General features: G+C 70.4%; 19 protein-coding genes. 5 read left to right on the top strand and 14 right to left on the bottom strand.

Translation table 11 applies throughout. The features are described 5' to 3' along the window. Positions 1-18 precede the first annotated feature (18 nt). Positions 19-528 (top strand): mycothiol transferase, encoded by a 510-nt coding sequence (locus AC1DB8_RS07420; RefSeq protein ID WP_476892622.1) that lies wholly within the window; start codon positions 19-21, stop codon positions 526-528. Here AC1DB8_RS07420 and ggt read toward each other — a convergent pair. From ggt to AC1DB8_RS07405, 3 genes are all read right to left on the bottom strand, one after another. Then, positions 512-2,338 carry a gamma-glutamyltransferase gene (gene ggt / locus AC1DB8_RS07415; protein ID WP_441418620.1) on the bottom strand — a complete coding sequence of 609 codons (1,827 nt, stop codon included), beginning with the start codon at positions 2,336-2,338 and terminating at the stop codon, positions 512-514. The two genes, AC1DB8_RS07420 and ggt, sit on opposite strands and share 17 nt — an antisense overlap. 109 nt (positions 2,339-2,447) lie before the next feature. Beyond that, positions 2,448-2,921, bottom strand: coding sequence for an NUDIX hydrolase (locus AC1DB8_RS07410; protein ID WP_441418621.1), 474 nt, complete (start codon positions 2,919-2,921; stop codon positions 2,448-2,450). Positions 2,922-3,051: 130 nt separating this feature from the next. Next, positions 3,052-3,915 (bottom strand): SDR family oxidoreductase, encoded by an 864-nt coding sequence (locus AC1DB8_RS07405; RefSeq protein WP_441418622.1) that lies wholly within the window; start codon positions 3,913-3,915, stop codon positions 3,052-3,054. Between the two features lie 114 nt (positions 3,916-4,029). On the opposite strand from AC1DB8_RS07405, the gene AC1DB8_RS07400 reads away from it, so the two are divergent. Next, a complete protein-coding gene (locus AC1DB8_RS07400; RefSeq protein ID WP_476892621.1) occupies positions 4,030-4,389 on the top strand; it encodes a winged helix-turn-helix transcriptional regulator in 360 nt (119 codons plus the stop codon). An 18-nt stretch (positions 4,390-4,407) separates the two neighbouring features. Here AC1DB8_RS07400 and AC1DB8_RS07395 read toward each other — a convergent pair whose 3' ends face one another. The 6 genes from AC1DB8_RS07395 to AC1DB8_RS07370 form a co-directional block, all read right to left on the bottom strand. Beyond that, complete coding sequence (locus AC1DB8_RS07395) at positions 4,408-4,557, bottom strand: hypothetical protein (protein WP_476892683.1); 150 nt, start codon at positions 4,555-4,557, stop codon at positions 4,408-4,410. Positions 4,558-4,652: 95 nt separating this feature from the next. Beyond that, positions 4,653-5,588, bottom strand: a complete 936-nt coding sequence (locus tag AC1DB8_RS07390; RefSeq protein WP_441418625.1) for a prenyltransferase/squalene oxidase repeat-containing protein — start codon at positions 5,586-5,588, stop codon at positions 4,653-4,655. Positions 5,589-5,657: 69 nt separating this feature from the next. After that, on the bottom strand, positions 5,658-6,161 hold the full coding sequence (locus tag AC1DB8_RS07385; protein ID WP_441418626.1) for a GNAT family N-acetyltransferase: 504 nt from the start codon (positions 6,159-6,161) through the stop codon (positions 5,658-5,660). A gap of 154 nt (positions 6,162-6,315) precedes the next feature. Next, positions 6,316-7,416, bottom strand: coding sequence for a class I SAM-dependent methyltransferase (locus AC1DB8_RS07380; protein ID WP_441418627.1), 1,101 nt, complete (start codon positions 7,414-7,416; stop codon positions 6,316-6,318). Positions 7,417-7,646: 230 nt separating this feature from the next. Further along, positions 7,647-8,690: an NAD(P)-dependent alcohol dehydrogenase gene (locus tag AC1DB8_RS07375; protein WP_476892620.1), complete on the bottom strand. Its 1,044-nt coding sequence runs from the start codon at positions 8,688-8,690 to the stop codon at positions 7,647-7,649. A gap of 329 nt (positions 8,691-9,019) precedes the next feature. Continuing rightward, positions 9,020-9,286 (bottom strand): hypothetical protein, encoded by a 267-nt coding sequence (locus AC1DB8_RS07370; RefSeq protein WP_441418628.1) that lies wholly within the window; start codon positions 9,284-9,286, stop codon positions 9,020-9,022. Positions 9,287-9,440: 154 nt separating this feature from the next. Here AC1DB8_RS07370 and AC1DB8_RS07365 point away from each other — a divergent pair, with 154 nt between their 5' ends. Continuing rightward, the gene (locus tag AC1DB8_RS07365; RefSeq protein WP_476892619.1) at positions 9,441-12,125 is read left to right on the top strand and encodes an ATP-dependent RNA helicase; all 2,685 of its coding nucleotides are present in this window, start codon (positions 9,441-9,443) and stop codon (positions 12,123-12,125) included. Positions 12,126-12,152: 27 nt separating this feature from the next. Here the strand turns inward: AC1DB8_RS07365 and AC1DB8_RS07360 are convergent, their stop codons facing one another. The 5 genes from AC1DB8_RS07360 to AC1DB8_RS07340 all read right to left on the bottom strand — a co-directional run bounded on the left by AC1DB8_RS07360 (position 12,153) and on the right by AC1DB8_RS07340 (position 14,667). Then, a complete protein-coding gene (locus tag AC1DB8_RS07360; protein WP_441418630.1) occupies positions 12,153-12,377 on the bottom strand; it encodes a VOC family protein in 225 nt (74 codons plus the stop codon). Positions 12,378-12,418: 41 nt separating this feature from the next. Continuing rightward, on the bottom strand, positions 12,419-12,640 hold the full coding sequence (locus AC1DB8_RS07355; RefSeq protein ID WP_441418631.1) for a hypothetical protein: 222 nt from the start codon (positions 12,638-12,640) through the stop codon (positions 12,419-12,421). A gap of 65 nt (positions 12,641-12,705) precedes the next feature. Continuing rightward, a complete protein-coding gene (locus tag AC1DB8_RS07350) occupies positions 12,706-13,641 on the bottom strand; it encodes an amidohydrolase family protein (protein WP_476892618.1) in 936 nt (311 codons plus the stop codon). Next, entirely contained in the window at positions 13,638-14,330 is a 693-nt protein-coding gene (locus AC1DB8_RS07345) for an alpha/beta hydrolase family protein (RefSeq protein ID WP_476892617.1), read from the bottom strand. Before AC1DB8_RS07345 ends, AC1DB8_RS07350 begins: the two co-directional genes overlap by 4 nt. Then, positions 14,317-14,667, bottom strand: coding sequence for a hypothetical protein (locus AC1DB8_RS07340; RefSeq protein WP_441418634.1), 351 nt, complete (start codon positions 14,665-14,667; stop codon positions 14,317-14,319). Before AC1DB8_RS07340 ends, AC1DB8_RS07345 begins: the two co-directional genes overlap by 14 nt. A 154-nt stretch (positions 14,668-14,821) precedes the next feature. Between AC1DB8_RS07340 and AC1DB8_RS07335 the strand changes: the two genes are divergently transcribed. Together AC1DB8_RS07335 and AC1DB8_RS07330 are read left to right on the top strand one after the other, a co-directional pair. Then, on the top strand, positions 14,822-16,105 hold the full coding sequence (locus AC1DB8_RS07335; RefSeq protein WP_441418635.1) for a class I SAM-dependent methyltransferase: 1,284 nt from the start codon (positions 14,822-14,824) through the stop codon (positions 16,103-16,105). Then, entirely contained in the window at positions 16,105-18,654 is a 2,550-nt protein-coding gene (locus AC1DB8_RS07330; protein WP_441418636.1) for a cation-translocating P-type ATPase, read from the top strand. The genes AC1DB8_RS07335 and AC1DB8_RS07330 overlap by 1 nt, the downstream gene beginning before the upstream one ends. The last annotated feature ends 9 nt before the right edge of the window (positions 18,655-18,663 follow it).

Raw genomic sequence — 18,663 nt, 5'->3', positions numbered from 1 at the left:
CGCCGGGAGGGGACTGCAATGAAGGCCAACGAACTGCTGCTTGACGGGTTTGGCAGGATCCACGAGATCGTGGCCGCCACCCTCGAAGACATAGACCCGGAGCTGCTGGTCCGGCGGGTGGCGGACCAGGCAAACCCGGTTGCGTGGCTGGTCTGGCACCTCAGCCGTGGGGAGGATGCCCAAATCGCCCCCGCCGCCGGCTTGGAGCAGGTGTGGACGTCGCAGGGCTTCGCCGGACGGTTTGGCCTGTCACTGCCCGTCCAGGACACCGGCTACGGGCACACGTCCGAGCAGGTCGACGCGGTTCAGGCCCCGCCTGAGTTGCTGCGGGACTATTACGACGCCGTCCACCGGCAGAGTGTCGGGTTCCTGGAATCCCTCAGCGACGAGGAGCTCGACCGCGTCGTGGACACCCGCTGGAAGCCGCCGGTCACGCTCGGGGTGCGGCTGGTCAGCATTCTCGCCGATTGCCTCCAGCACGCGGGACAGGCCGCGTACGTGAAAGGCGCCGTTACCGAGACCGGTTGAGCACCATCGCCGAACCGCCGCCGCGCCGGACCGGCTCGGCGGCCGCGACCAGGCGCCCGCCCGGACCGAACTCGATCGCGGTTGCCGCGCCGATCTCCGCCGCCGAGGTGAACGCATCCCCGGACGGTGTGAACTGATGGCCGTACGGCGCGAGCCCGGTGCCGTACGCGGCGATGAACGACGGCTCGGCCGTGACCTTGGCCGTGTTCCGCTGTGACGCACGCGGTGCCGCAATCGCCTCGGAGATCGTCATGCCCAGATCCACCCGGTTCAGGATGGTCTGCAGCACTGTCGTAATGATGGTCGATCCGCCGGGGGAGCCGAGCGCGAGGAACGGCGCCCCGTCCTTCAGGATGATGGTCGGCGCCATCGAGGAGCGCGGACGCTTCCCCGGCTCGATCCGGTTCGGATCCTTGGGGTCGTACACGGTGGAGAAGTCGGTCATTTCGTTGTTGAGCAGGAACCCGCGGCCGGGCACCACCATGCCGGATCCGCCGGTCTGCTCGATCGTGAGGGTGTACTCCGCCACGTTGCCCCACTTGTCCGCGACCGTCAGATTCGTCGTCGAGATGTTCTCGGTGTCCTTCTCGTCGGCGGGTGCCACTGCGGCGGCCGGGCACACGCCGTCGTACGCTGACACATTTCCCGGTGCGACCGGCTTGGCCGCGGCATGCTGCGGGTCGATCCGGCAGGCGCGTTCCTTGCCGAAGAGCGGGTCGGTGAGAGCGGCCGTTGGCACGTCGACCTGCGCCGGATCGCCGACGTACTTGCCGCGGTCGGCGAACGCCAGGGCACTGGCTTCCAGGTAGTGGTGCAGGGCGCCGGCCCGGGACATCCCGGAGAGATTGGACGGGTCCAGGATGTTCAGCGCCTCGCCGACCGTGGTGCCGCCGCTGCTGGAGGGCGCCATGCCGTAGACGTCCAGGCCGCGGTAGTCCACGTGGGTGGGATCCTGGTCCAGCGCACGGTAGGCGGCGAGATCCGCCGTTGTCATGAATCCGGCCGGGACGGGCAGCTTGGTGCCGGCGGCCTTCGCTGGAGCCTGGACGGTGGCCGCGATTTCCGCAGCGAGCGGCCCGCTGTAGAAGCCGCGCGTGCCGTGCTTCGCGAGGAGCCGGTAAGTCGCGGCCAGGTCGTGGTTTTGGAAAATGCTGCCGACGGCGGGAGCGTCCCCGCCGGGCAGGTAGAGGCTGCTGGTCGCGGGGAATGCGGCGAAGCGGGCCTTGTTGTCGAGGGTCTGCTGCCGGAACGTTCCGTCCACGACGAAGCCTCGGGTGGCCACCTTGATGGCCGGTTTGAGGGCCTCGCCAAGGCCCAGGCTGCCCCAGCGCTCGAGTGCCCGTTCCCAGGTCGCGGGGGTGCCAGGGACGCCGACGGCGACGCCGCTGGTGACGAGCTCGGGGGTGAAGCGGTAGGGCTGGCCCGTCGCCGGGTCAATGAACGCATCGTGCGGCATCCCGGCCGGAGCAGTCTCGCGTCCGTCGACTGTGCCGACCTTGCCGGTCTTTGCGTCGTAGTAGACGAAGTAGCCGCCGCCGCCGATGCCGGCGCTGTACGGCTCGGTCACGCCCAGGGTCGCGGCTGCGGCGACGGCGGCGTCTGCCGCGTTGCCGCCCTTGCGGAGCACCTCGATCGCGGCGGCCGAGGCCTCCGGGTCCACCGTGCTCACCGCGCCGCCGTAGCCGATGGCCGTCGCGGTCTTTTCAGTCTCGCGCGGTGCCGCGGAGGCGGGGCCGGCGACGGCGCCGCCCGCCACGCTCAGGGCCAGTGCCGCGGTGACGGCGGACAGTCGACGTCCTACATGTTGCATGGCTGCTCCCGGGCTAGCGTCGTGTGAACTGACAGTTTCTGTCACACTACCCGCGCCCGTTGTGACATTCAATGCAGCATCCTGTCACACCGGTGGCTGGCGGCCGCGGCTAGCCTGCCTCCCGCAGGTGCGCCAGGAGCGCGTCCAGGACCGGAAGCTGGCCGCGCACCAGCTTCGTGCGGGCCTCGGACTCGCTGAACCACGCGGCGTCGTCGATCTCCGGGTAGCTGCGGACGATGCCCGATCCCCTTGGCCACTCCAGCGAAAAGGTGTTGCTCACGCTCCTTTCCGGCCGGAAGTCACATTCGGCGGCGAAGACGGTGACAAACTTGCCCGAAGCCTGCCGGAAGCTGCCCAGCGGGAAGTAATCGACGTCGGGCGGGGCGGTGCCGATTTCCTCCGCGAACTCGCGGCGCGCGGCCGCCAGTGCGTCTTCGTCTTCGGTGTATTCGCCCTTGGGGATGGACCAGGCCGCGGCATCCTTCCGCGCCCAGAACGGCCCGCCCATGTGTCCGATCCAGACTTCCAGCCGCGACTGCGGACCCCGCCGGTACAGCAGCAGGCCGGCACTCAGAACGCTCATGCGGCCTCCAGTCCACGGGCGGGTTCCGGACTATCTTCGGACGCGCGCGGTGCGAAGGCAAGCGCGGTCGGGCCCGGAACCGTGGAGGCATGGCTGCCGCGGCCCGGTTGCCAGGGGAGGTTGGAGCCCCCTAAAGCGCGGATACCGCCGACCGGACCGCCTCGGACATGGGTGTTGTGGGCCGGCCGATCAACGTGCGTAGCTGAGTCGTAGTGACGTGAAGGTCTCCTCGAGCGATCCCCAGGTCGGAGTCCGCAAGGATATCGGCGAAGTCCAACGGCACGCCGAATCCTGCCAGCATGGCGGCGTAGTCGGCCGCGGGCAGGTCCTGATATGCGATCGGCTGCCCGCTGGCCTCGGCGATCTCGCCGGCCAGTTCCGCCATAGAGAAGGCCTCGTCGCCGCCGAGTTCGTAGACTTTCCCGGCCTGGTCCTCGGCCATCAGGGCCGCAGCCGCTGCCTCGGCATAGTCGGCGCGCGCCGCGGCGCTAACCTTGCCGTCGCCGGCGCTTCCGGCGAACACGCCCTGTGCGAGCGTCCCCTGAAGCTGCTCGGTGTAGTTCTCCAGGTACCAGCCGTTGCGCAGGAGCACGTAGGGGAGTCCGGATTGCGCGAGCAGGGCCTCCGTCGCCTGGTGCTCGGCGGCCAGCTTCATGCCCGTGCTGTCCGCATTGGCGATGCTGGTGTAGGCGATCAGTCCGACGCTCTCGGCGACGGCGGCATCGATCACAGCGCGGTGCTGTCTCACCCGCCGGCCGACTTCACTCCCGGAAATCAGCAGCACCTTCGTGGCGCCCTTAAGGGCGTCGGTGACCGTGGCGGCGTCGTCGTAGTCCATGGCCCTAACCTGGAGGCCGCGGCCGGCGAACTCCGCCAGCCGTTCGACGGCACGTCCGGTGGCGACGATCTGCCCTGCGGGGACGCCGCGCTGCAGCAGGGATTCGATTACAAGGCGGCCAAGTTGTCCGGTGGCGCCGGTGACGACGATGCTCATGGGAAATTCCTTTCACGTGTTTGCTCTTCCGGGGTGGACAACCGGCCCGCAGCGGCAAAACTTCCCGGAAGAGAGTACGCACTTTCAGGTAAGGTACATACGTGACGGTTAGTTATGAATCATCCCCGGTCCCCGCAGCCTCCGGAGAGCCCCGTATTTCCTGCCGGTTGCGCAAGCCGGACCCTGCTCGACCACGTGACGAGCAAGTGGGGGGTGCTGATTCTGATCGCATTGGCCGACGGGCAGCAGCGCTGGAGCGAATTGCGCCGCCGGGCCGAGGGCATCAGCGAAAAGATGCTGGCGCAGACGCTGAAGACGCTGGAGCGCGACGGCCTGGTGTACCGCGAGGCCCGGCCGACCATTCCGCCGCGGGTGGACTACAGCCTGACGCCGCGGGGCCGTGAACTCACCGACCACCTGCTGCCGCTCTTTGGCTGGGTGCAGGAGAACGCCGAGGAAATCATCGGCCAGTAGTGGGGCCCTGGCGCCCTGCTACCAGTTCTGTGGATCGTTCATGCTGCAGCCCTGGCTGCTGCACTGCCTCGCGCTGACCTGCCAGTCCGGCTGGCGCGCCGCCACGGGACGTACGTCTTTCCAGATCGGAACCACCCGTGAACCGCACGCCGGGCAGGGCGGCTCCATATGAGCGCGTCGTTGCGCCTTGTTCATGCTTCCCCCAAAAAACTCCGATGCCTACACCCAAATTTAGCCATAATTCCATCGAAGTTACAAACACCTTAGGAGCGTTCGGCCCAGTCCAGGACCCGCATGGCCCGCAGGGTGTTCCAGCGGCTCGGGCGGCCGTCACCCTCGTCCAGCGGGAAGTGGATCCGCCCCGGATGGCTGTTCTCAAGGTGCCAGGTCCCGTCGGGCTGCCGCTTGGACCGCACCACGCCCACTGCCTCGGCCGTCCGCTCATCCACGGCAGCCCCGGCGGCCCGGAGGTAGTCCAGGCCGCGGAGCACGTCGTAGTGCCAACGGACCGGGTGGGAGAATTGCAGCCACGCCGGGTCGATCAACCCGCCGGTGCTCTTGCGGCGGAGGAGGCCGCGTTCGAGCAGGTATTCCTCGCCGCGCCGCCGCGCCGCGGTGACCTCGGGAGTGCCGCCGGTTGCATGCCCGTACTCCAGCAGCCCTTCCAGGACGTTGATGGTGGTGTCGAAGGAGGATCGCGTGGACCCGCGTTCCGCCTCACAGTTCCAGCCACCGTCGTCGAGCTGTTCCCCCAGCAACCGCGTCACGACGCCATCGACGTCCTCGCCAAAGTAGGCACCGAGCGCGACGGTCATCCCATTGATGCAGGGCTCCACTTCGCCCTCGAAGAACGGCTGGCCGGCTTCCTCCCAGCGGCTGTTCTGCCGGACACGCGCGACGGCGTTGCGCGCTGCCTCGCTGCCGGGGTCGAGCCCGAACTCGCGGAGCAGCAGCAGGCTGTAGGTCGTCGCGGTCCAGGGCTGGCCCGGCTCGGATTCATCGAATGGCGCCGGGAAGTACGTGCCGCCGTCCCACTGCCCGTCGTCGGCCTGCAGCCCGAGCAGGCGGGCGCCCCACCCCTGCGCAGCGACGCGGGCCCGCTCGGCGGACAGTTCGTCCGCGCCCGCGCCCGTCAAGTCGCGCAGGGCCTGCCAGCGGATGGCGGGGTCGGAATCGAGCAGCCAGTCGAGGACGTCCATCCGGACAAGCTAGCACCACCTTCATCCGGCGGGGAAGGAACCCGGCGGGGGAGGAACCCGGCGGGGCCCTCAGTCGCCGTCGTCGTTGGACAGCCGGCGGAAATCCCTGGACAGGTAGAGCGCCAGCGCCGCCGAATTTCCGCTGTCCACCGTGACCGCCACCCGGGTGCGGCCCAAGGCATGCAGGGTGTGCAGGCAGTGGCCAAGCAGTTCCTCCGCCAGACCCTGCCGGCGATGGTCGGGGTGGGTAAAGAGTTCGGCGATCTCGCTGTCCCAGTCGCCCTCGCTGCCCGGGGCCGGCTCGGTGACGATGATGGCGGCCGCAAGTTGTCCGTCGGGGGCTGCTTTGACCGCGGATGCCTCCGGAACGTGCCGGCCGTGGGCTCCACCGAGCAGGGCGTCGATCCAGCCGACGGCGCGGTCCTCGGGCTGCGGCAGGCCGTCCGCATAGGAGTCCCGGTACATTACGGACAGCTCAGGGAGGTCGGCTGCCTGGATGGGCCGTATCGCGGTGCCCGGGCGGGCGCCCTCGCGTGGGCCGGTGGCCGCGGTCAGGATGATTAGGGGATTCACGGCAGCCCTGCTCTCTCTAGCAACCTCTTATAACGAGACACCCTTTGGGAGTCCCCTCCAGCTTGCACCCGCTTTATTGCGGCGGCGTTTCCGGATGGTGATATCCGGACGACGGGAAGGCCGTCGAAAGGTGAACAGTTCCTTTCCGGCCGGGTTACCCTGCTTGGCCGACGACGGCGGTGACGAAACCGGCCGGCGCGCCCCGCCGTCGGGTCTCTTTGCCGAAATTTCGGTGTTCCTCCATGGCAAGGCCGAAGGGCCGGAGGAACTCCACGGCGCGATCCCGTGCCGGGGGAGTGCTGTCGATTCCGAAGTCGAGGGGCTCGCCGGCAAAGGCTGCGGCGGCGCGGCCGTAGCGCATGTAGGGCGAGCGGGACGCAAGGGTCTGGGCGGCGAAATAGTCGAAACTGACCACACTGCCGGCGGCTCCACCGCCGATCCGGCGGAGCGTCGCCTCGACGGAAGCGCGGTCCAGGTACATGGTCACAGCCTCCCAGAGGAAGAACGCCGGCCGGTCGGGGTCGAAACCGGCGGCCAGGAGCTTGCTCCACCAATCCTGCGCCCGGAGGTCGGCGGCGACGTAGCTCGCCAGCTGTGTGGACAGTCCGGCACGCTTCAGCATGCCGAGCTTGAAGGCCTGGGTCAGGGGCTTGTCCACCTCGAAGCAGCGCACGTGGTCGGCTCCGGAGAACCGGAAGGCGCGGGTGTCGAAGCCCGCCCCGAGGATGACCAGCTGGCCCACGCCGGGAAGATGGCGCTGGAGGGCAGCATCAAAAAAGCTCGTCCGTGCCGAATCCTGGTGCCTCAACGGCGCTTCGCCCTCGTAGGGGTAGCGGTAGACCCTGGGAACGTAGCCGGTCGCACCGTGGGCGGCGATCGTTGGGGCCGCGACCAGGCTGAAACCCGTCCGGGAAACGTTGGGCATGACCATCATGAGCCGCTCGGCCGGCTCATCATCCCTGGTGCCCAGCCGGTGCTGCATGAACCGCGTGTGGAGAGAAGCCAGCAGGGTGGCCGAGACTCCGGTCCGCCGGCTGTAGACCAGCAGCTTGGGCAGTGCCCAGAGGTAGCCCGCTGTCCCTGCCGGGAGCAGCGCCAGCTGGATCACCCGGAACAGGGCCGCCGCCGCAGGTCCCTGTGCCGGTCGCCGAGGCGGGGCCGGGTGCGGGCCGTTGGGCGCTCCCTGCCGGACCCTCAGACGTAGGTGCCGGCCGAGGGTGTCGCGGAGTGTCTCAAACTTGCCAAGCTGGATCATGGCGGGCCTCCCTGATGTGCCCGACATCTTCCTCCCACGGGCCGTAACCGGCAAGGGGTGGCGGTTCCGGGGCGTGCAGCGGGTGATGGCTGAACCGCTGCCGGGGCGGGTTTCCGCGGCGGAAACCGCCTGGTGATACGGAAACGGTCCGGCGCCACGGGAATCCCCATAGCGCCGGACCGTTTGCGCGTCGTACGTCCGGAACCGCAGCGCGGAAAAGCTCCCCGGAACTAGACCAGGGTCGCGGTGTCGATCACGAAGCGGTAGGGCACGTCGGAAGCCAGCACGCGCTCGTAGGCCTCGTTGATCTTCTCGGCCGGGATGACCTCGATCTCGGCGCCGAGGTGGTGTTCGGCGCAGAAGTCCAGCATTTCCTGGGTCTGGCGGATGCCGCCGATCATCGAGCCGGCGAAGGAGCGACGGCCGCCGATCAGGGCGAACGCGTTGACCGGCAGCGGCTCGGCCGGGGCGCCCACGTTGACCATGGTGCCGTCGAGGCGCAGCAACTGCAGGTAGGAGCTGATGTCGATCGAGGCGCTCACGGTGTTGATGATCAGGTCAAAGGTGCCGGCGAGCTCGGTGAAGGTATTCTCGTCGCTCGTGGCGAAGTAGTGGTCCGCGCCGAGGCGCAAGCCGTCTTCCTGCTTCTTGAGGGACTGCGAGAGGACCGTGACCTCGGCGCCCATGGCGTGGGCGATCTTGACAGCCATGTGTCCAAGCCCGCCGAGCCCGACGACGGCGACCTTCTTGCCGGGGCCGGCGTTCCAGTGGCGCAGCGGCGAGTAGGTGGTGATGCCGGCGCACAGCAGGGGAGCGGCGACGTCGAGCTCGATGCCCTCGGGGATCCTCACCACGAAGTCTTCGGTCACGACGACGTGGGTGGAATAGCCGCCCTGGGTGATCGTGCCGTCGCGGTCCACGGCGCCGTAGGTGCCGGTGTTGCCCTTGAGGCAGTACTGTTCCTCGCCGGCCTGGCAGTTGGCGCACTCGCCGCAGGAGTTCACCATGCAGCCGACGCCGACGCGGTCACCGACGGCGTGCTTGGTGACGGCCGAGCCGACCTCGGTCACGATGCCGGCGATCTCATGGCCGGGAGCGAGCGGGTAGGACTGCGGTCCCCAGTCGCCGCGGACCGTGTGGATGTCCGAGTGGCAGATCCCGGCGAACTTGATCTCGATCAGGACGTCGTGCGGGCCGACGTCGCGGCGCTCGATGGTGGTGGGGACGAGGTCCTCCGTGGCGGACGGGGCGGCGTAAGCGTTTACAGTAAGCATTCTTCTCCAGTAAGAGTCGGTTCGAAAGTCGCGGTCGTGGGGGAGAGGAGTAGGTCCAGGGGCTTGGGGGGCGCCTCTGAACCTGCCGGCCCACGATGGCGCTGTGGCCGGACGGCATGCCGTCCGGGGCCACAGTATGAGCCAACACCCTGCCGGGGTGGATTGTTCCGAAGCGGGACACTTTTTCTGGTCCAGCTTTTGTCGCAGCTCCGGAAAGGGACTGCTCCAGCGGCGAGGCGCTGGCTCACGGTTCCATTCAACTGCCTGCCGCGGCGGCGGGGGAGTCCCTGCTGGTACAGGTACTGGCAGGGCCTCCCTCCCCGGCGCTGCTAGCCGGCCATGCCGGGGTGCACGCGGACGAATTCGATCTTGTTGCCCGGATCGACTCTCTTCTTGGGCGCACGGGAAAAGCCCTTGGCGTCCAAGTGGTTCTGCGCGCGGTACTCGGCGAGTGCGTCGTCGTAGGCCGCGTTCAGCTGCCGGCCGGCGACTTCTTCGGTGGAGCCGTCGGCGAAGGTGATGGTGATGGGCGTGCTGGCGGGGAAGTGCCGGTTCATCCGGATGAAGCCCTCGGCGTCCTGCTGGAGATTAATCAATGGGGTGCCACCTTTGTGATTGAGAAGTCCCAGTCTTCCGTAGTTTCCCCTCCCGCCGCGCCGCAGCCTAGGCGTTGAAGCGATACAGGGCGGGCCGGGCAGGCAGGATGGGCCCGCAGAACTGCCGCCAGGCGCGGCGGGGGACAATGGAGGAGTGACTCCAACGCCCACTGCTCCCAACCCGGCGGACAAGCCCTTCGATCTCGGCTCCATTGGAACCGGTCTGGTCTTTGCCGCTTCCCTGGGCAAGCTCGCGGAGGCCCTGCAGGCGGGATCCCCGGCGGGCACGTCGGTGGTCGAGGCGCCCCCGGGTACGGGCAAGACCACCCTGGTCCCGCCGCTGCTGGCCAACCTTGCCCACGGCGCCGGTGTGCGCGCCCCGCGCATCGTGGTGACCCAGCCGCGCCGCGTCGCCGCGCGTTCCGCGGCCCGGCGCCTCGCCGCTTTGGACGGCAGCCCGCTGGGCGGGCGCGTCGGCTACACGGTCCGCGGCGACCGCCAGGCCGGCCCCGGCACCTGGATCGAGTTCGTCACTCCCGGCATCCTGCTGCGCCGCCTCCTCGCCGATCCCGGGCTGGAGGGCACCGATGCGGTGGTGCTCGACGAGGTCCACGAACGGGGACTGGAGACCGACCTGCTGCTCGGCATGCTCGCCGAGGTCCGGCAGCTGCGCGGGGACCTCACGCTCGTCGCCATGTCAGCCACCCTGGACGCGCCGCGCTTCGCCGCCCTGCTGGGGGACACGACGCCGCCGTCGGACACCTTGCCGGAGGGGCGCGGCGCAGGGGCCGGCGGGCACGACGGCGGCGGCGCGGCTCCCGTTGTGGGCTGTCCTTCCGCGCTGTACCCGCTCGAGGTCCAGTGGACGCCCGCCCCGGCCGCCCGCCTGGACGCCCGGGGAGTGACGCGCGCGTTCCTGGACCATGTGGCGGATACGGCCGCTGACGCCCACGCCGCGGCGCTCGCCGCCGGAGAGGACATCGATGCCCTGGTCTTCGTCCCGGGTGCGCGGGAGGTCTCCCACGTCGCCGCCCGGCTGCGCGGCCGGGTGACGGCAGAGGTGCTGGAGCTGCACGGCCAGGTGGGCCCGGCCACTCAGGACCGGGCCGTATCCGGCCGCAGCCCCGGCGAACCCGCTCGGATCATCGTCTCCACCGCGCTCGCCGAGTCCTCCCTGACGGTGCCGGGCGTACGCCTGGTGGTCGATTCCGGCCTCTCCCGCGAACCGCGGCGGGACGCGGGGCGCGGCATGACGGGCCTGGTGACCGTGTCCTGTTCCCGGGCCTCCGCCGAACAGCGCGCCGGACGGGCCGCCCGGCTGGGCCCCGGACGCGTGGTCCGCTGCTATGACCAGAAGAGCTACGGAGCCGCCCCTGCCCATCAGACCCCGGAGATTGCCGTCGCCGACCTGACGGGCGCAGCCCTGGTGCTGGCCTGCTGGGGCTCGCCGGGCGGCAGCGGGCTGGCACTCCCGGACGCCCCGCCCAGGGCCGCGATGGACGAGGCCGTCGAAGTGCTGCGCGAACTCGGCGCGGTGGGACCCGCGGGCCTGGCCACGGAGCTCGGCAAGACGCTGGCCCGGATTCCGGCGGATCCGCGGCTCGCCCGCGCCCTGCTGGACGGCGCCGCCGCCGTGGGGCACCGCACCGCGGCGGAGGCCGTCGCCGTCGTCGCCGGCGGACAACGCGCCCCCGGCGCCGACCTGCCCGGACTACTGAGCGCCCTGCGCTCCGGCAACGACCCGGGGTCCCGTCGCTGGGCGGACGACGTCCGGCGGATGGAGGCCATTGCCCGCCAGCCGCAGTCCGGCAGCGTGGCGTCGCTGCCGACGGCGCCCGCAGCCGGCACGGACGGCACCGGATTCGTCGTCGCCCTCGCGTTCCCGGACCGGGTGGCGCGCCGGGTCCCGGGACCGGACGAGCGCTACTTGCTGTCCTCCGGAACCCGTGCCGGGCTCCCGGGCGGCAGCCGCCTGGCCGGCCACGAGTGGCTCGCCGTTGCCGAGGTTTCGCGCGCCGACGGGAAAGACGCGGCCGGAACCGGCGCGGTCATCCGGTCCGCCGCGCCGCTGACGGCGGAGGCCGCGGAGGCCGCCGCGCGGCATTTGCTCAGCGACACCGTGGAGGCAGGATTCGGCCAGGGCCGGGTCACCGCCCGCCGGGAACGCCGCCTGGGCGCGATCGTGCTCTCCTCGACGCCGGTGCGTCCGTCCGCGGCGGAAGGCCGCGCCGCGGTGGCCCGCGCCTTGGCGCAGGCAGGGCTGCAGACGATCGGCTGGTCGGCGGCGGCGGACGCCTTGCGCCGGCGCCTGGCCCTGCTGCACCGCGAACTGGGCGAACCCTGGCCGGACATGTCAGAGCCCGCCCTGCTGGCCCGGCTGGACGAGTGGCTGGCGCCGGAGCTCGAGGCCCTGGCCGCCGGTGCCGCAACGAGCGGCATCGGCCTGGCCGAACCGTTGCGGCGGCTGCTGCCCTGGCCCGAAGCGGGACGGCTGGGGGAGTTGGCTCCGGAGGCGCTGGAGGTACCCAGCGGCTCGCGGGTGCGGATCGATTACCCCGAGGCGGATGACGACGGCGGCCGGCCGGTGGTCGCGGTCAAGCTGCAGGAGTGCTTCGGCTGGGATCAGACGCCGCGGCTGGTGGATGGCCGCGTGCCGGTGTTGTTCCACTTGCTCTCGCCTGCCAGACGGCCGCTCGCGGTGACCGACGATCTGGCATCCTTCTGGTCCGGGCCCTACGCGCAGGTCCGGGCGGAGATGCGCGGCCGCTACCCGAAGCATCCCTGGCCTGAGGATCCCTGGACGGCACCCGCGACGGCCAGGGTCAAGAGCAGGATGTGACGGCCGGGGCCGACCCCCGCAGCTCCGTCAAGCCCCGGAAAGACCGGGTTCATACGTCCCGGCGTTCCACTCCTGTCCTTGCGGGTCCAGCACCCGTGCCAGCACTGCACCGCCGAGGCGGACTTCCGCATGGACGACCCGGCCCCCGGCCCCGTCCTCGCGGCGGACGACCTCAAACCCGACCCGCTCCATCCAGTCCAGCGCGGCAGGGGCATCCTGGTAGCTGAGGTAGGCGAAAAGCTTCGTCATCATGAGCGGATGCTAGTCCCGGGGCCCGCCGGTGGGTACCCTTGCTACCCGGCCTCGGCGCCCTCCCAGGCAACGTGGACCCAGCGCTGGCCTTCGCCGTCCCAGGATTCCGAATGGCCCAGCAGGGCCAGGTCCTGGAAGCTGACCTCGATCCCGTCGCGCTGAAGTTCGTCGCGGAGTTCGTGGGTGGCCTCCCGGACCGCTGTTGCCACTGCCTCGGGATTGCTGGATTCGACGCGCCGGGACGCTTCATATGGTTTGCTCATGGGCACCATCATTCAGCCTCGGAGCCGTTATGGGAACCATTGCCCGCAACCGGAACAACTGGGGATCAGCTGCCGATCAGCCGTTCGCCGTTGAACCAGCACACCGCCCGCAGCCAGTCGTCGTCGAGCCGTGGCTCCTTGTCGCGGAGCCGTTCGAGTGCCTCAAGCTGGTGCGCGTAGGGGTACGGGATGTTCGGGAAGTCGCTGCCGAGCACGATCCGGTCCGCAAATTCCGCGAGCCTCGGCAGCAGCCTGGCCGGGAACGGGGCCACCTCTTCAAAAAAGTCGGTAAACGCCATCGTGGTGTCGAGGTGGACGCGCGGGAACTTTTCGGCCAGGGCAAGGAATTCCCCGTATTCCGGCGTGCCCAGATGCGCGACGACGGCGGTGAGCCCGGGATGCCGGCGCAGCACGCCCTCAAGCTTGTCCGGGCCGGTGAACCCGGCCCTCGGCACCGGGCCGCTGCCCACATGCACCACCACGGGAACGGCCGCGTCCGCGAGGAGTCCCCAGACCGGGTCCAGGACCGGCTCGCGCAGGTCGAAACCGCCCACCTGGGCGTGGATCTTGAAGACGCGCGCGCCGCGGTGGAGGGCAGACTCGACCTGCCCCAGCACGCCGTCCTCCGGGTAGAACGTGGCGCTGGGCACGCAGTCCGGCTCAGCCGAGGCGAGGTCCAGGGCAAAGTCCGTGAGGTCCGCCGCCATCCCGGGCCGGTGCGCGTAGGTAAGGGCGGTGAAGCGTCGGACCCCCAGTTGCCGGAGCCGGGCCAACCTGCTGTCTTGGTCCGTGCGGTAGGTGATCGGCCAGGGCCGGCCCACCAGGGGTCCGGCCTCATCGAAATGCGCCCAGACCCGCCGCAGCATCCGCTCGGGGAGGAAATGTGTGTGGATGTCGATCAGCCCCGGCAACCCCAGCCGCTGCCACCACGCGGGGACGTCGCCGTCGCCCAGTGATCCCGGCCGGCCGGTGCGGGTGCCCGGCACCTCCGTCCCTTTCACCGGGCGCCCTCGGCGGTCCGGTCGGCGCTGTGCAGCCGGATGAAATCCGCCACTGCGGCCGCAAGGCCCGCCCCGATCTCTTCCGGCGACCGCTTCGCCCCGGCCACGGCGAAGGAATGGTCCCCGCCCTCACGCCACTGCAGCGTCGCGGCCGGGCCGATGCGCTCCACCACGGACTCCAGCAGCCCGCGGGTGGCGAAGGTGTCCCTGGTGCCCTGGAGGAACAGCATCGGCACGGTGAGCCCGTAGAGGTGTCCGTCACGCAGTTTCTCCGGTTTGCCCGGCGGATGCAGCGGATAGCCGAGGTACACCAGACCGGCCGCGGGCATGCCCTCCGCGACCGCCATCGACGCCATCCGGCCGCCGAAGGACTTCCCGGCGGCCCAGAGCGGTTCGCCCTCGGAACGGGCAGCGGCCGCGGCCATCGCCGCCCGCCAGGCCGCGATGGCCACCGGCGGCCGGTCCGGGAACTTCCGGCCCGCCTCGCGGTACGGGAAGTTGAACCGCAGCGTTGCGACGCCGTCGTCGTTCAAGGCCGCGGTGAAACCCCGAAGGAACGGGTGCTCCATCCCGGCGCCTGCGCCGTGGGCGACGACAAGAGTCGCGGCGGGTCTCGGCGGCCTGGCGTAGATCCCGGATACTGCCGTGCCGTCGACGTCGATGGTCAGCGCGAGTTCAGCGGCGGCCATGCAGGAGTCCCCGCAGTGACACAGCCCGCAGCATCAAACCAACAGCGCAGACCACCGGTGCCAGGCCGAGCAACACCGCGACCGGGTTGGGCCGGAACACGACGCGGCCGCCCCGGCTGCGGGCGTAAACGCCAAGCGGCAGGACGAAGCCGCCGCCCCCGCCGCCGGACCCCGCGGGAGCGTCCTCGGAGGCCGGGGCGCTCCCGCCGCCGAACCCGAACGACACCAGCGCCACGGGGATCAGTTCCTCGCCGTCGAGCTGCACGGGAGCGCCGTACGCCCGGGACACCCCCACGTTCTTGAACGCGTCCACGAGGGACGAAAATGCCTCAGCCATGTCTGCCACCCTAATCACCGGCCGCGGCGAGCACCAGAGCGGCCCGCGGCCCGTTGCCGAAGCGCGCGATTCCGGGACGTCCGGCCCCTGTTCGGGTGTCCCGGTTGCCAATAGATTGGGGCTGGGGCAAGCCACCGGCTGAGAGGAAAGAACCATGTCGACTACTGCTGGAGCCGCGTCGCGGCTGGCCGCTGCGCTGGCCATCGTGCTCGGTACCACGGACATTCCGCTCCGGCTGCGCGCCTGGGACGGTTCGGAAGCCGGACCGGAGGGCGCCCCGCTGCTGGTGTTCCACTCACGCCGGGCGCTGCGGCGGATCCTCTTCTCGCCCGGCCAGCTGGGCCTGAGCCGGGCCTACGTCGCCGGCGAGATTGAGGCGCCCGGCGACATCTTTGCCAGTTTCGCCGCCCTCAGCTCGGCGGGGAAATTCGCCGAGCCCGGGCCGTTCCGGCGCCCCACCGTCCGGGAACTGGGGACCCTGGCCGCGGCCGCGGTGCGGCTCGGCGCGCTGGGACCGAACCCGGCCCCGCCCCCCGAGGAGGCCCGCGTGGCGCGCAAGGGCCGGCGGCATTCCCGCAGGCGCGACGCCGCCGCCATCTCGCACCACTACGACGTCGGGAACAGCTTCTACGCCCTCGTGCTTGGCCCGTCCCTGGTTTACTCCTGCGCGGTCTGGGACACTCCCGGGACGGGCCTGGACGCGGCGCAGGAAGCAAAACTTGATCTGGTCTGCCGCAAGCTCGGACTCCGGCCAGGCATGCGGGTGCTGGACGTTGGCTGCGGCTGGGGCAGCTTCGCCATCCACGCCGCTGAACGCTACGGGGCCGACGTCGTCGGCGTCACCCTGTCCGCCGAGCAGGCGGAACTGGCACGGAAACGGGTGGCGGAAGCAGGGCTGACGGACCGGGTCGAGATCCGGATCCAGGACTACCGCGACGTGTCGGACGGACCGTTCGATGCGATCAGCTCCATCGGCATGTCCGAGCATGTGGGCCGCGAACAGATCGGCCACTACGCCTCCCGGCTGCACGGGTTGCTCCGCCCCGGCGGCCGGCTGCTGAACCACGCCATCTCCTGGAACGCCGGACCGACCGACCCCGATCCGAACTCCTTCATCCCGCGTTACGTCTTCCCGGACGGCGAGATGCTCAGCCTCACCGAGATGATCGGCGCCCTGGAGGCCAGCGGCCTGGAAGTGCTCGACGTCGAGGCGTTGCGCCCGCACTACGCGCTGACCCTGCGGGCATGGGTGCAGAACCTGGAACGCCACTGGGACGAGGCCGTTCGGGCCAGCAGTCCGGGCCGGGCCCGGGTCTGGCGGCTCTATATGGCCGCCAGTGCGCTGGGATTCGAGGCCGGAACCACGGGAGTGAACCAAGTCCTGGTGCAGCGCGCCGGTGGCGCCGAACCCCCGCTGCGCCGGACCGCCTGGCTCTGATGACACCCGGACCGGCCGCCGCCGTCGCGGAGGGGCTCTCCGCAGCGGAGGCAGCCCGGCGGCTGGCGGCCGAGGGGCCGAACGAGCTTCCGACAGCGAAGCCGCGCAATCTCCTGCAGCAGAGCTGGGCCGTGATCCGCCAGCCCATGTTGCTCCTGCTGCTGGTCGCCGGGACCGTGAACTTCCTGCTGGCCGAACTGCTCGACGGCGTGCTGCTGATGTCCTTCGTCGTGGTGGTGATCGGTATTTCCATCTATCAGGAGCGCAAGACCGAGAACGCCCTCGCAGCCCTCCGGGATTTGTCCTCCCCGCGCGCACTCGTGGTCCGCGACGGGGAGCAGATACGCATCCCCGGGCGCGAGGTGGTGCGCGGGGACCTCGCCGTGCTCGCCGAAGGGGACCGGGTGCCGGCCGACGCGGTGCTGCTGGAGGCCCGCAACTTCGCGGCGGACGAATCCGCCCTGACCGGGGAGTCGGTCCCGGTCCGCAAGGTACCGGACGCGGCCCTTGCCGCGGCGGAGGCGCTGGGCCGGCCAGGCGGGGACGCGACGCCCTGGATCTTCTCCGGCACCCTGGTGGTGAAGGGCCACGGCCTGGCGCTGGTCAAGGCGACGGGAGCGGGCACCGAACTGGGCCGCATCGGCTCGGCCCTGCGCTCCATCGAACAGGAACCCACCCCGCTGCAACGGGAAATCGACCGGCTGGTCCGGTATGTGGCCGTGTTCGGCCTGGCGGCCGCCGCCGTCGTCGTGGTCGTGTACGGGCTGACCCGGGGGAACTGGCTGGAAGGACTGCTGGCCGGCATCGCGACCGCGATGGCGATGCTGCCCGAGGAGTTCCCGGTGGTGCTGACCGTGTTCCTGGCCCTCGGCGCGTGGCGGATGTCGCAAAAGCATGTGCTGACCCGGCGCTCGCCGGTGATCGAGGCCCTGGGTGCGGCGACCGTCATCTGCGTAGACAAGACCGGTACCCTGACCCTGAACAGCATGACCGTGCGCCAGCTGGTGGTCGGGGGACAGAGCTTCACCGTCGACGACCGGCCGCTGCCGGAGGCCTTCCACGCGATCGCGGAGTTCGGTGTGCTCGCCTCCCCGGTGGATCCTTTCGATCCGATGGACAAGGCCTTCAAAGCGGTGGGCGCGAAGTACCTCGCCGACAGCGAACACCTGCACGCCGACTGGGAACTGGTGCGGGAGTACCCGCTCTCCGAAGGCCTGCTGGCCCTCTCGCACGTCTGGCGCGCGCCCGACGGAAACCGCTACGTCGTGGCCGCCAAGGGTGCCCCGGAAGCGATTGCCAGGCTGTGCCGCCTGAACCCGGCCCAGCTTGCGGTCCTCACCTCCGAAGTCGAGACGGCCACCGCCGGCGGCCAACGGGTCCTCGCCGTGGCGCGCGCCGTGTTCGACCGGGCCGGGAGCCTGCCGGAATTCCAGCGTGATTTCGACTTTGAGTACCTCGGCCTCGTGGGCCTGAACGACCCGTTGCGGCCTGGCGCGGCCGACGCCGTCGCGGCCTGCGCGCGGGCGGGGGTCCGGACCGTGATGATCACCGGGGACTATCCCGGAACGGCTTTGGCGATCGCCCGCGAGATCGGCCTGGACCACGGCGCGGGCGTCATCACAGGCCCCGAGCTCGAGGCCATGGCGGATGATGAACTGGCCCGGCGCATCCGGACCGTCAGCGTGTTCGCACGGATGGTGCCGGAGCAGAAACTCCGGCTGATCCGTGCCCTCAAGGTCAACGGCGAGGTGGTCGGCATGACCGGCGACGGCGTCAACGACGCCCCGGCCCTGCGCGCGGCGGACATTGGCATCGCCATGGGCGCGCGCGGCACCGATGTGGCCCGCGAATCCGCGGACCTGGTCATCACCGACGACGATTTCAGTTCCATCGCGGGCGGCATCCGCCAGGGCCGCGGGATCTTCGACAACCTGCGCAAGGCGCTGGCGTACACCATCGCCGTCCACGTCCCGATCGTCGGCATGTCCCTGCTGCCGGTTTTCGTCAGCGAGTGGCCGCTGGTGCTGCTGCCGGTCCAGATCGCGTTCCTGGAACTCATCATCGACCCGGCGTGCTCCGTGGTCTTCGAAGCCGAGGAGATCGACCCGGCGATCATGGACCAGCCGCCGCGCAAGGCCGGCCAGGGCATCTTCGGCCGCCGGGTCCTGGTCATCGCCGCCTGCCAGGGGCTCGCCGTGCTGGCGGCCGTCGTCGGCGTCTACCTCTGGAGCATCGGCAGCGGGAAGGCGGACGACGTCGTCCGTTCGGTCTCCTTCGCCACCCTGGTCATCGGCAACCTGTCGCTGATCCTGGTGAACCGGTCCTGGCGGTTGCCGGTCTGGCGGACGTTCCGCGAGCGCCGGAACCGGACGTTGAAGTGGGTGGTCGGCGGTGCGGCGCTGTTCCTGGTGGTGCTGCTGAGCGTCCCGGGGCTGCGCGGCGCCTTCGACCTGGGGCCGCTGGGGCCGGGGGACTGGCTGCTGGCGCTCGTGGCCGGGGCCGCCGGGGTGGTCTGGTTCGAAATCTACAAGACCGTCCGCCGGCCCTGACGCTGCCTC

The organism is Arthrobacter sp. 10N410 (genome assembly GCF_056394945.1).
This window is presented reverse-complemented; position numbering and strand designations above follow the sequence as displayed.

Coding starts and splice junctions, on each gene's coding strand:
- AC1DB8_RS07405 (WP_441418622.1), bottom strand. CDS start 3,915: ATGAGCATCGTCGTCACCGGCGCCACCGGACAACTTGGCCGCCTTGTA.
- AC1DB8_RS07390 (WP_441418625.1), bottom strand. CDS start 5,588: ATGGACGTCCTCGACTGGCTGCTCGATTCCGACCCCGCCATCCGCTGG.
- AC1DB8_RS07410 (WP_441418621.1), bottom strand. CDS start 2,921: ATGAGCGTTCTGAGTGCCGGCCTGCTGCTGTACCGGCGGGGTCCGCAG.
- AC1DB8_RS07330 (WP_441418636.1), top strand. CDS start 16,105: ATGACACCCGGACCGGCCGCCGCCGTCGCGGAGGGGCTCTCCGCAGCG.
- AC1DB8_RS07420 (WP_476892622.1), top strand. CDS start 19: ATGAAGGCCAACGAACTGCTGCTTGACGGGTTTGGCAGGATCCACGAG.
- AC1DB8_RS07380 (WP_441418627.1), bottom strand. CDS start 7,416: ATGATCCAGCTTGGCAAGTTTGAGACACTCCGCGACACCCTCGGCCGG.
- ggt (WP_441418620.1), bottom strand. CDS start 2,338: ATGCAACATGTAGGACGTCGACTGTCCGCCGTCACCGCGGCACTGGCC.
- AC1DB8_RS07375 (WP_476892620.1), bottom strand. CDS start 8,690: ATGCTTACTGTAAACGCTTACGCCGCCCCGTCCGCCACGGAGGACCTC.
- AC1DB8_RS07340 (WP_441418634.1), bottom strand. CDS start 14,667: ATGGCTGAGGCATTTTCGTCCCTCGTGGACGCGTTCAAGAACGTGGGG.
- AC1DB8_RS07335 (WP_441418635.1), top strand. CDS start 14,822: ATGTCGACTACTGCTGGAGCCGCGTCGCGGCTGGCCGCTGCGCTGGCC.
- AC1DB8_RS07360 (WP_441418630.1), bottom strand. CDS start 12,377: ATGATGACGAAGCTTTTCGCCTACCTCAGCTACCAGGATGCCCCTGCC.
- AC1DB8_RS07345 (WP_476892617.1), bottom strand. CDS start 14,330: ATGGCCGCCGCTGAACTCGCGCTGACCATCGACGTCGACGGCACGGCA.
- AC1DB8_RS07355 (WP_441418631.1), bottom strand. CDS start 12,640: ATGAGCAAACCATATGAAGCGTCCCGGCGCGTCGAATCCAGCAATCCC.
- AC1DB8_RS07395 (WP_476892683.1), bottom strand. CDS start 4,557: ATGGAGCCGCCCTGCCCGGCGTGCGGTTCACGGGTGGTTCCGATCTGG.
- AC1DB8_RS07400 (WP_476892621.1), top strand. CDS start 4,030: ATGAATCATCCCCGGTCCCCGCAGCCTCCGGAGAGCCCCGTATTTCCT.